An 11,721-nucleotide genomic window follows, 5' to 3' on the forward strand; every position below is an offset into this window, starting at 1 on the left:
GCCAGGGTGCTTGTCGCCACCTGCGCTCGGCGCGCGCTCCCGCGGACGTGGCTCAGACCCGGCCGCCGCCGGCGCGGCCGCGGCCCGCGATGTCCCACGCCGTCGCGACCGCCTCTTCCGCGGTCGCGACCGACCCGATGCGATCCGAGCGCCGGTCGTCCACGCGCCCTCCGGCGAGCTGCCTCGCCCAGCCGCCGCTCGTCGCGAGCGCGAGCATCGGCTTGCCGAGCTGCCAGGCGACGGCGATCTCGCTCAGCGTGCCCGCGCCCCCGCCGACCACCACGACGACGTCTGCCGCCGCGACGACCAGGATGTTGCGCCCGATCTGCATGCCGGTCGGGATGACGATGTCCACGTACGGGTTGGCCGCGGACGCCTCGTACCCGGGCAGGAGCCCCACGATGTCGCCGTCGCGCCAGGTCGTCGCCTCGCGCCCGCCGCGCGAGACGGCGGCCATCACGCCCCCGAGCCCGCCGGTCACCAGCCGGAACCCCGCCTCGACGGCGCGGCGGCCGAGCTCGATGCACACGGCCTCGGTCGCCGCGTCCAGCGAAAGGCCGTTGCCGATCACCGCCATCACGGGGCGGCGCGGCACGTAGGGAGCGATGTCCCGCTTCGTGTCCTCCTCTTCCCGATCGTCGTCCATCACGGCTCCGCTCCGGCGCCCGAGGGACGACGCGTCACGTGGCGCTCGGCCCGGTCGCGAGGCGCATCCTGTCGCTTCCCGCGCAGCGTGGCAAGATCGCTCGCCTCGGCGCGCCGGCCGCCTTCGCCGCGCCCGGCGGCCGCACCCTCGCGGCGCCGGGGCCCCGACCGCCGCGGGCCCGCCGCCTGCCGCGTCGCTTGAGCCGACCGATGAGCTGGCGTGTCGCCTCGCGTCGGCGCGCGCTACGTCGCGCGGTGACGCGCCCTGCTTACTGCTGGCCGGAGTAGAGGCCGTCGACGGCCTCGGCCCAGAGCTTGTTCATGGCGACGCGCCCGGCGGGATCCGGGTGCACCTTATCGGTCAGCTGCTCGGGGTGGTCCTCGAACCACGCATACAGATCCGGCCCTGGAGTGAGGGCGTTTTCGGCCGTGAGCTCGTCGATCGCCTGGTTGAACGCGCCGAGCGCGTCGTGGTGGCCGTCGGGCGAGAACGGGATGCGCGCGAGCACCGGGACGCGGCCAGCCCCCTGGATCTTGTCGATGAGCTCCTGCAGGTTCGACTTGAAGGTGCTCGGGTCGGTCTGGTCCCACGAATCGTTGGTGCCGTAGCCGATGGCGAAGAAGTGGTAATCGGGGTTCATCTCCAGGACGTCATCGATGCGATCGAGCGCGCTGGGGCGGTCCGTGCTCCTCGTGAGCTCGCCCCCGATTCCGCCGTTGATCATCGCGGGGTAGTTGGACTCGTGCGCTGCGTGCACGTTCTCCGCGAAGCTCGGCTGCGTGGCCGGCGTGTCGCGGTCGTAGGCGAACGCCGTGATGCTGTCGCCGAGGAAGAACCACGTGTCCTCCGCGCCGTTCGAGACGTCGTGCACGTCGATCTCGTCGAGCTGGACGCCGGTGTCGTCGGACGTCGCGGGGGCCGCGGTCACGACGAGCCGGACCCAGCTCTGGCCGCTGAAATCGAAGCTGTGAGCGCGCGTGCGGACGGGGTTGTCGGTCACCTCGGCGACGCTCTTCCAGGTCCCGTCCGAGCCGTTCGTGGAGTCGCTCGACGTCTCCACGCGGTAGGCGCCCGGCGCCCCGTATTGCACGTCCGTGTAGTTGTAGTTGTACGAGGCCGTCCAGCTCAGGAGCAGCCGCTCGTACCCGTCGCCGACCTGGATGGCGATCCAGGCCGGCGCGCCTGCGGCGGGCTTGCCCGCGATCCAGGTCCCCGCCGACCTGTACTTGCCGTCGTTGATGACCGACGCCGTCCCCCTCGAGGCGAAGGCGGGCTTGCCGCGCGAGATGATGGGGTTGGGCGTGATCCCCGACGCGGCGGGACCGTCGCCGCCGCTGCCGCCGTCGCCGCCGCTGCCGCCGTCGCCGCTGCCGCCGCCGCCGGTGCTCCCGGAGCCGCCGGTGCCGCCTCCAGCGCCGCCGCTTCCCTGGGCGGAGGAGCTCCCCGAGCTGCCGGAGCTCGCGGACGCGCCCCCCGTCCCCCCGGAGCTCGCGGACGCGCCGCCGTCATCGTCCGAGCAGGCCGGCAGGAGCGCGGCCGTCCCAAGCGCAAGAACCAGGAAGGCTGACCGTTGGAATGAACGTAAAGCCATCGAAGCTGACCTCCAGGGCCGGGCACTCTGGGGCATCGTGGCGCGACGATCAACAGCGGAGTCGACCTCTCGCATCACAAAGATGAACCGGTAAAGCATCGCCGGTTGTGAGACAGTGGCCGGCGACCTTGATCGGCGCCTGCGGGGGCGCGGTTGTCTACTGTAGCGGTAAACCTACAAAAACAACGATCGTCGCGAGGTTGACGCGGGTGGCGCGGCGGCGATGTGCGCGAAGTGGCGGGAGAACCGTGGAGCGGGCGGTAAGCGAGCTTGCAGCGCAATCCCCTCGGGCGCCGGAGCCGAACGACCCGGCAGCTGGCGGAGGCCTGCGGCGCGCGCTCAGGCGCCGGTCGTGACGAGTAGCTCCCTGGCGTCACCGACGACCGCGGCCCGGCGGATCCACCGGTCCAGCTCGGTCAGATCGGTGCTCGCGAGCACGCGCTCTCGCACCTCCGCGGGGACATCGACGCCGCGGGACTCCAACACGGCGAGCACGGCCTGCGCCTTGGCCTCGATCTTTCCCTTCGCCACGTAGCTGCGCGCGAATTCACTCTGGAACACGTATCCGCTCTTCATCATCGCCTCCAACGTCCGCCTCGCCGCCTCGTTCATCGAGGATAGCACCAGATCTCCGTAGACAGCGCGGCGCTCCTCGTCGAGCCCGGCAGCCGCCGCCAGGAACGCCACGCCGATCGCCTCCCCCGCCCCGCTCTGCCCGTGCGCCATCGCCGAGAGCACGACCACCTCGGGCGCGGCCTTGGCCTGCTCGGCGTCGGTGACGACCGGGACGCCCTCAGGCCCGAGCACGAGCGGCCTCAGCGTCCAGCCAGGATGGCCCGTGTGGATGGGCCGCGAGCACCACCTCACCATCGCAGGATCGGTCGTCACGACCAGCAGCCGGGTCGGGCAGCGATGCTGGGCTCGTGTCTGCGTCATGTACACCGGCCACACGTAGGGCTTGTTCGGATCCACGCCGAGCTGGACCTCGACGACGATCCCCAGCGCGGGCCGCTGCTGCGCCCCCACGAGCACGACGACGAGATCTGCACGGCGGTCCGAGGGAACGATCTCGGTCAGATCCGAGGACTCGACGCGCGCTTCCTGGAAGGTGGGGATCCGCTGGCCGAGCGCGCTTTGCAGCATCTCGGCAGCGAGCGTCGGCCGGTTTTTGAACAGCTCTATCAGAGCTTCGTGGGCAATCGAGGGCATCGGTAGACTCTCGGGCAGTTGGGATCATGGTGGTTGTTCAAGCGACGTGCCTGGCTCATGCAATGGCTCCCGCACGGGCCGAGCAGCCGCGTCCCACCCAGTCAATTCCGGGCACCCTCGTGGATCGGTCACGCCGTGAGCCTTCCGGTGCGCTGCGGCGCACGGCCCTGGGCTTGCAGCCACACCTCGATGCCGCGCGGGGACACGCGCCGCGTGCCCGGCGGGCCGGGGCGTGGGATGGGCGGGCGGGCCGTCGCCAGCCGGAGGCTGCACGGATCTACGGCTGCCGGCGCGCAGCCCTCCTGGGGCGAGGTTCGGTCGCGGCCAGAGGCGCCGTCAGCCCGCCCGCGCCCTCAGCGCGCCCGGAAGGCGGCGCACGGGTCCCCGTCCGACACGCGCGGCGTGAACCACACGAAATCGAACGGCAGCGTCGCCGTCGAGAACTGCGCGGCGTATCGGGCCGGCTCCTGCACGCCGCGCTGCACCTGCAGGAACGCCAGGCTCAGCACCTCCGCTCCGGGCGCCTCGCGCGATAGCCAGTACGGCACGCCGCGGTCGCGCCGCGCGTGCCCCGCGCCGGCGATCAGCACGGCGCCGCCGGCCTCCGCGCGGGTCATGGCCTGCGCCAGCTGCGCGTCGCGCGCGCGTTGCGCGAGCGCCATCGTCGGGATCAGCCGCTCGGGCAGGTGCCCGCAGTGCGAGTCGCGGAGCTCCTGCTCCAGCGACGCCTGCTCGGCGGCCGGGAGCGGCTGCTCGAGCCGCAGCTCCGTCGCCCGCTCGGGCGAGATGCCCTGAAGGCCTTGCCGCGCGAGCGCGCGCGCCTCGTCCTGCGCCACGTTGCCGCCCACGATCGGCAACCCGAAGCGAAAGGCGACGTCGAAGATCGGCAGGTACTCCGAATACGGCGGCCAGCTCGTCCTCTCCCAGCCGATCCACGCGCCGAAGCCGGCGGGGTCTCGCCGCGTCGACGTGTAGCCCGCGATCGCCGGCTGCTGCTGCGACTCCAGCATCTCGAACACCACCCGCGGGCGCCGCCCTCCTGCCGCCACCTGCTCCAGCACGCGCGCCTGGAGCCGGTGGTGGTCCGGGTTGTCGTGCCGCTCGCCGAGCAGCACGAACCGCACGGCGGCGAGCCGCGGCGAGAGCGCCGCGACATCGACGAACGCGCCCGCCTTCACGTCCCACAGCTTGCCGACGAGCGCGTGCTCGCGATCGAGCGCCGACCGCCACGGCTCCGCGCCGCCCGGCGGCGCCTTCGCGGGCGCAGCGCCGCCGCTCGGCGCGGCCGGAGCGCGCGCGGGCGGCGAGGGCGAACAGGCGAGCAGCATCGCCGCGCAAGCGACGCCGGCGAGACGGCGCGCGCGCGGCAGCGGAAAGCGTGGGGCGGCGTCGAGCGAGCACATCGGCTTCGTTGTCGGCATGGTCGTTCCGGTGGCCGCGCAGCGTAGCAGCTCGATCGCGCGCTTCCCCTACCCGCCCTCCGCCACCACCTCGCTCCAGTCGATCTCGAACCGCGCCAGGCCGCAGATCTCCTGCTTCTCGATCGGCAGCCCGGCGGGTCCCCGCTCGCGAACGTCGCCATCGGCGTCACGGCCGCGTCGACGTCGCGGAAGTCAGCCGCCCGGCGCTCCTCGAGGGGGGCGCTCGCGCACGTCCCGGACATCCGCGGCGCGGGGACGGGTTCAGCGAAATGGCTTCCTGGTCGCCGCGATGCGCCTCGGCCACGAGCGCATCGAGGTCGGTGGCGAGCGGCTAGCAATCACGTATCCGCCCATCGAGGACGCCGCCTTCGCCGCAGACCGCGCGGCCCCCCGGAGGGAGCAGTCGCCGAAGAGCCTCTCGGCGCCTCGCGGGCTCGCTCGGACGAAGCGCTTGACGGCTCTGGCCTTGCGATCGAAGATCGTCAGCTCTCACGACGATCAGCGCGGAGCGGATTGGCGTGCGAGGCGCTGAAGAACCCGAGACCTGCTTGGGGATCGGAGGGCGACGCAGCATGACGCATGTGACCAGGAAACTCCTGTCAGCCGCGGCGCTGGCAGCGGCCCTCGTGCACTCCGCCGCGTGCGTGTCCACGTCAGCGCCGACCGCCGCTCGGCCGAAATGCGCCGGGTCGAAGCTCCGCGTCGCGCCGTTCACCCGGCTCGACGCGACCCGCGTGCTCGTCGCCGATCTCAGCGTGCTGAAGGTCGACGACGCGCCGATCGCCGCGGAGGCGAGTCAACAGCTGGCGCTGCAGCTGAGTCGATTTGCTGCTGACCCCAGGCCGAACCGAACGCGATACCAAGCGGTCTCGCCCAAGCCGGGGATCGAGGTGCGGCAGCTACCGTGCGTGATAGCTGACGCGAGGGCCGCGATCAACGCGGCAGCGGACACGGGCGCGCACGTGGTGCTCTGGGGGCGCCTCATCAGAGACATCCCGGTGCCGGTCACCATCAACAGCGATGTACGAACCGGGACCATCCAGGTCGGCGCCAACAGCACCGTCCGGGTCGGGAACATCGACGCGAACGCCGCGAAGACGCTCCACCTGCTCATCACGGCGACCCTTCGTCGCTCCGAGCTGGACTTCGGCAGCGCGGACGAGCGAATCGATCTCGCGAGCCTCGCCGATCTCAATCTACTGACTACGCAGGACGGCGGCCTGCGCGGGGTGGTCGAGTTCGCCGCCGGTCTCCACCACTATGCGCGCAAGGAATACTGGCTCGCAGCTCGACACTTCGAGCGATCCGCGGAGCGGATATTGCCCGACATATACCCAGAGACGATAGATCTCGCCATCGGGAGCGCCTATCTGCACCTGGCGATGTATCAACGATCGATGAAGTTCTTCGATCGCGCCCTGTCCAACACACCCGACGCAGACAAGGCTCTGCGTGCCGCGCTGCTCAACGCCAGGGGCTACGCGCGCACTTCCGTCGGCCAGCACGAACGCGCGCTCTCTGACTTGAGCAAAGCACTCGAGATAACAGAGGAGCTCGTCGGGAGAAGCGATCCGCTCTATGCGCTCCGGCTGAACAACAGAGCGTTCACGCTGGGCGTCATGGGAAGATCGCGAGACGCAGAAATCATGTTCAACGAGGCGCTTGCGACCCTCGTCGCAGCCCACGGCCGGCAACACCCCCGGGTCGCGGTCGTGCTCAACAACATGGGCGTCCTCGACCTGACCAGCGCACGGTACGACGACGCGGCGTCGAAGCTCAACGAAGCACTGAACATCGACAGGGAAATGCTCGGGCAAGATCATCCGAACGTGGCCATCAGGCTCTACAACCTCGGTTCGCTCGCGCTAGCCCGCGATGACAGCGCGACCGCGCGCCAGCTGCTCCTCGACGCCTACAAGATCGACAAGCGGGCGCTCGGAGAGCACCCGTTCGTGGCGCGGGACGCATCGCGCATCGCCGAGCTGCTCGCGCACGAGCACGAGCACGCTCAGGCGATTGAAAAGCTGCAAGAAGCGCGCCGAATCTATGAAGCGCTCCATGATCACGAGAGCATGGCACATGTCGACGAACGCATCGGCGCAGCCTGTTGTGACGCAGGCGACGCCGTCCTAGCCGAGAAGTGGTACCGGAGCGCCCGCAGCTACTGGGCATCACAGCTGTCCGATCTCGACATATTCAGACTCGACGAAATCCTCAAGTCATTGGATTGCAAGCAGACGGAGTGACAATGCTTCGGCGCATCGAACAAGAGCTGGCGAAGGTTTTTCGAGGCGACCCGTGGGGGATACGGCAGGCGGGTCCCCTGAAACCATCCTGGCGAGCGATCGTCGTCCTGGGCATGCTGTCATGGACGCTTGGATGTACAGCGAGCATCGTCCCGGGGCGCTCGCTCGGCTCCGGAGCGAGGAGCCTGGTGGAGGAAGCACCAGACGTCTATGCCCCTGAAGCAGCGCTGATGCAGGCGTTCGCGCCGGGCGATGACCTTCGGAGAACTCTCCTGGACGCGCTGCCGAAGGCGACGCGTGCCCTCGCCAAGGGGGATCCGGCGCTTGACTGTGTCGCCTCTGTCATCGCCGAGAACTATCCAGAAGATGAGACAGCGCCTTCAAAGCTATTACAACAATGGATAGCATGGCGCTGCGGCGCGATGTCGCCAGACTTCCACTTCAACATCCGCCCTTGCATAGGACGATGCACGAGCGTCCTCCTCGACTCTCTACTGCGGCGTCTTGCAGGCCCATTGACGCACTACGACCGACGATTCTCGTATGGTCTTTCGCGTCGCCGTCGAGGCCAGTGGCACGTTCAGGTGGTCGTATCCGATGAGCGGCTCGTCGAGAGCCAGGCACGCGTGAGGCGAAGTTATGCTCCTGGTGACACGTTGTCCCTGAAGCTGCGCCTGAACGAGCGACTCCGCTCTCCGATAGCGTACATCCAGGCAGATGGCGACCGGACCATCAAACGAGAGCTGAGCGAGAACCCCGACGGGGGTTGGGAGCTCGCGCACCGATTGCCAAGCACCTATGGCACCTACTTCGTCGAGCTTGTCGCCGATGTCGAGCACGGATCGGAGCGCGAAGGAATGCATTGGCAGCAGGGGATTTTGATGTTCCCGACTCATGTAGGATCCGCGAAGGCACCCGAGCCCGATGTGTTCATGCCCAAGGAGAGCGAACGTGTTCCAGATGGCGCTCCGCGGATCGAACAGTTGCTGGAGAGATACAACGCGCAGCGACGATTGCTGGGTCGTCCCGTGATCACGTGGGATGCCGAAATCGCAACACTGGCGGCGACACGCGCGGAGCTAGACGCTAACGCTGTTCAGCTGATTCCCCCTGACGCGGCGCTGGACCTGAAGCTGGACAAGATGGGCATTTCCCTGGGGCAGTTCTGGCAAACCCAGGCGCGCTTCGAGGTGCTGCACGACTATGTCCGGACGCAGCTGCTCCGGCCATCCGTGCGCGCAGAGCAGATCGATACGGGTGCAGTACGCGTCGGCATCGGCATCGCTCCGCGACCGGTAGAGGAAGGACGTCCGCGCAGCTACTCGATCGTCGAGTACTGGGTATTTCCTCGCGATGGTGCGTCGAGCGCGCCTGAGAGAGAATCCGTCGATGCCTCTCGCAGACCGATCGGCGGCGGATCCAGAGACGACGCGGTGCAACTTCGCGCGGCGGCGCCGGCGGATGACGCAACGACGCGAAATCGATGAACCGTGACGCTGATCACGCGATTGACGGAGCCTGCATGAACGATGGGGTACAGCGCAGACGAGACGAGCTCCCCCGAGTTGAGTCGGTGATTGTCTTCCTGTCGTGCGCGCGCGAAGACGAGGGAGTGCGAGAGCGTCTCGAAAGGCACCTCACCGCGCTCGAGCGCGACGGCAGGATTCGGCTGTTTCACGAAGGGCGGGTGGCGGGCGGAGCGAGCGTGCAGCCCGAAGTGAAGGAGAATCTTCGGTCGGCGCGGATCGTGCTGCTCCTGGTCAGCGCCGATTTCCTCCATGCAAAGTGCGCTGGTGGTGGCGAGGTCGAGATCTCCCTGGAGCGGCAGCGACGGGGCGAAGTTGAGGTGATTCCGGTGCTTGTGCGGCCCTGTGACCTGACGTCGTCGCCCTTCGGAGATATCAGGCTGCTCCCGAACGACGGTCGACCCGTCTCGCAGCACGAAGATCCCGAGGAGGCCATACGGGATGTAGCGATCGAGCTCCGCAAGGCGGTCGACAAGCTCACCGGAGCTGCCATGGATGACGTCGCGGGCAAGCGGGGCGACGCGCTCGCCGGATCGCGCGTGCCCGTGACACGAGCTCCGCGCGCGCGCATGCTCGTCGCGACGGGGCTCGTGGCGGCTGGCAGCGTTGCAGTGGTAATGATCGACGCACGGCACGCTCAACCTACGACGCTCATTCCGGCGACCAGCATGCCGGTGAAGCCAGCCGCGGGCTCTGTCGCCGACCTTGCCCCTCCTCGCTCGAGCGAGGGGCGCTCCGATCCGTCCTCTGTAGAGCTAGTGCCGCCGGCTCCTCGTCTCGTACCGCCGGCTCCTCGTGAGGCCAGGGGCGAGCATCTTTCGATGCCTTCGCGCCCCTCGCCCGCTCCGTCCGTGGCCGGGTCTCCGGCGTCGGCCGGCGCGTCCGCGCCGACGCCTGGAGTATCCATCGTCCAGACGGGAGATCTCGTCGTCGGCGATGGCGGCCGCGTCGCAGTTGGTAACCGCAAGGACGGGACGATCGATGTCGAGACCGGCGCTGTGACGTTGGGTGCTCATGCCGGCGCGCGCGTGGGCAACATCACCCAGGCTGAGATGCCAGCCACGAGCGGCGTGAGGGTAAGGACCGGCGATGTGAAGGCTGGCGATGGCGCCACCATCGACATCGGCAACGTCCACTGACGGTTGACGGCCGTCGCCACCTGCTCGCGAGCGGACCTGGAAACGAAAGAGCCACGGCGCGGCGTACAGAGGGGGCAACGGTTGAATTGCCTGCCGCCGCTCAACGTAGCGGTTCGACTTCGGGGACCGCGACCGCCATCGCTCGCGTGCGCGGAGCCCACCACCGCGCAACGGCCATCGCCAGCGCGAAGGCACCACCTTGTCGTCCTCTCCCGTCCTATCCTCCCCTGGCCACCTCGCTCCAGTCGATCTCGAACCGCGCCAGGTACTTCCGCAGTCGATCCGCGTCGTTGACGCTCTTCTTCTTCGCCCGCGACGCCGCGAACAGCACCCGCCCCGCCTCCGACAGCGACCGCGCGCTCTTCAATACCCGCAGCACCTCCGCGAGCTGCACCCGGTCGAACGGATCGAGCGCCGCCGCCCGCCGCGCGCCGAGCGCCGCGACCAAGAGGTCCTCCCCGCCCTCCCCCGCTCCCGCGCCCCCAGCCGCCGGCGCCCGCCGCCACGCCTCGGCCAGCCGCGCGATCTCCTCCTCCACGATCGGCAGCCCGATGCGCCCCCCGGGCGCGAGCGTCGACATCCGCGTCACGGCCGCGTTGAAGTCGCGGAAGTTGCCGGGCCACAGCGCCTCCCGCGACGTCGCGAACCGGAGGAACCGCTCGCGCGCGTCGCGGCTCATCGTGATCCGCACGCCGAGCAGCCGCGCCGACGCGTCGAGCTCGTAATCGAGGTTCGGCTCGATGTCCTCGACCCGCTCCCGGAGCCCCGGCAGCCGGAAGGTCCACAGGTTGATCCGCGCCAGGAGATCCTCCCGGAAGCGCCCCGCCGCGACCTCCAGCGACAGATCGCGGTTCGTGCCCGCCAGGAGCTGGAACTCGCTCCGCACCTCGCGGTCGGAGCCGACCGGCAAGAACGCCTTCTCCTCGATCGCGCGCAGCAGCATCGCCTGCTCGTCCGCGCCGAGCTCGCCGATCTCGTCGAGGAACAGCACCCCCTCGTGCGCCTTGCGGAGCAGGCCCGGGCGGTCCTTGAGCGCGCCCGTGAACGAGCCCTTCGTGTGCCCGAACAGCGCCGACATCGCCCCGTCGCCGCGGATCGTCGCGCAGTTCAGATCCACGAAGTCGCCGCTCACCTGCCGGCGGCCCCTCTTGAGATCGTAAATCTTCCGCGCGAGCTGCGATTTGCCCGCCCCCGTCGGGCCCATGAGCAAGATCGGCGCGCGCGACGCGATCGCCACGTGCTCGATCCGCTCGATCAGCCGGTTGTACCCCGCGTTGCGCGTCTCGATACCGCTCTTCAAGAACGACACCCCCTCGCGCTGCTCCTTCTGGAAGCGCGAGGCGATGCGGTCGTACTTCGAGAGGTCGAGATCGATGATCGTGAACGACCCGGCCGCGAGCTCCGCCCGGTCGCGCTTCGGCGGCGACGTCTGGATGAGCCGGCCGGGCAAATACCGCGACTCCGTGAGCAGAAACAGGCAGATCTGCGCGACGTGCGTGCCCGTCGTGATGTGGATGAGGTACTCCTCCCGGTCCGGCGCGAACGGGTACGCCCGCGCGAAGTCGTGCAGCGCGCCGTACACCGCCTCGAAGTCCCACGGGTCGTCCAGCTCGAGCACGTGACCGCGGATGTCCGTCTCCGGCGAGACGTGCCGCACATCGCCCATCACCGTCTCCGCCAGGCCGTCGAACCGGCGCTGGTACAAGAGCTCGAACCGGTCGACGATCAGGTCCTCGTGCTGGCAGAGCGCCACGCTCGGACGCCACCGCGACCAGCGCTCCGGCGTCTTGCCGGTGTCCAGCGTCGGGCCGAGCATGCCGAGGACCACCGTGGGTTTGCGCGTCATAGAAAGTTCTCTAGACGCTTTATACATCCAGATAAGCGCCGCGGCCAGCGCCCTGCGATCGCCGGGATTCCGGGTGGCACGCGCCGTGCGATACGCG

Annotated in this window: 8 protein-coding genes; 3 read left to right on the forward strand and 5 right to left on the reverse strand. The window is 69.2% G+C overall.

Annotation, left to right across the window (positions count from 1 at the left end):
- Nucleotides 1–52: 52 nt before the first annotated feature.
- From WME83_RS41580 to WME83_RS41595, 4 genes are all read right to left on the reverse strand, one after another.
- The gene (locus WME83_RS41580) at nucleotides 53–646 is read right to left on the reverse strand and encodes a TIGR00725 family protein (RefSeq protein ID WP_437315252.1); all 594 of its coding nucleotides are present in this window, start codon (nucleotides 644–646) and stop codon (nucleotides 53–55) included.
- A gap of 268 nt (nucleotides 647–914) precedes the next feature.
- A complete protein-coding gene (locus tag WME83_RS41585; protein WP_437315253.1) occupies nucleotides 915–2,237 on the reverse strand; it encodes a GDSL-type esterase/lipase family protein in 1,323 nt (440 codons plus the stop codon).
- Between the two features lie 339 nt (nucleotides 2,238–2,576).
- Entirely contained in the window at nucleotides 2,577–3,380 is an 804-nt protein-coding gene (locus WME83_RS41590; RefSeq protein ID WP_437315254.1) for a hypothetical protein, read from the reverse strand.
- 419 nt (nucleotides 3,381–3,799) lie between these two features.
- Nucleotides 3,800–4,867, reverse strand: a complete 1,068-nt coding sequence (locus WME83_RS41595) for a ChaN family lipoprotein (protein ID WP_437315255.1) — start codon at nucleotides 4,865–4,867, stop codon at nucleotides 3,800–3,802.
- A gap of 572 nt (nucleotides 4,868–5,439) precedes the next feature.
- Between WME83_RS41595 and WME83_RS41600 the strand changes: the two genes are divergently transcribed.
- From WME83_RS41600 to WME83_RS41610, 3 genes are read left to right on the forward strand one after another with little or no spacing between them, the layout of a single operon-like run.
- On the forward strand, nucleotides 5,440–7,113 hold the full coding sequence (locus tag WME83_RS41600; protein WP_437315256.1) for a tetratricopeptide repeat protein: 1,674 nt from the start codon (nucleotides 5,440–5,442) through the stop codon (nucleotides 7,111–7,113).
- A gap of 2 nt (nucleotides 7,114–7,115) precedes the next feature.
- Nucleotides 7,116–8,600: a hypothetical protein gene (locus WME83_RS41605; protein ID WP_437315257.1), complete on the forward strand. Its 1,485-nt coding sequence runs from the start codon at nucleotides 7,116–7,118 to the stop codon at nucleotides 8,598–8,600.
- Complete coding sequence (locus WME83_RS41610) at nucleotides 8,597–9,778, forward strand: TIR domain-containing protein (protein ID WP_437315258.1); 1,182 nt, start codon at nucleotides 8,597–8,599, stop codon at nucleotides 9,776–9,778. Before WME83_RS41605 ends, WME83_RS41610 begins: the two co-directional genes overlap by 4 nt.
- 217 nt (nucleotides 9,779–9,995) lie before the next feature.
- Here WME83_RS41610 and rtcR read toward each other — a convergent pair whose 3' ends face one another.
- Nucleotides 9,996–11,624, reverse strand: a complete 1,629-nt coding sequence (gene rtcR, locus WME83_RS41615) for an RNA repair transcriptional activator RtcR (protein WP_437315259.1) — start codon at nucleotides 11,622–11,624, stop codon at nucleotides 9,996–9,998.
- Between the last annotated feature and the right edge of the window lie 97 nt (nucleotides 11,625–11,721).

It is taken from the genome of Sorangium sp. So ce385, assembly GCF_051474135.1.
Taxonomy (GTDB): Bacteria; Myxococcota_A; Polyangia; order Polyangiales; family Polyangiaceae; genus Sorangium; species Sorangium cellulosum_D.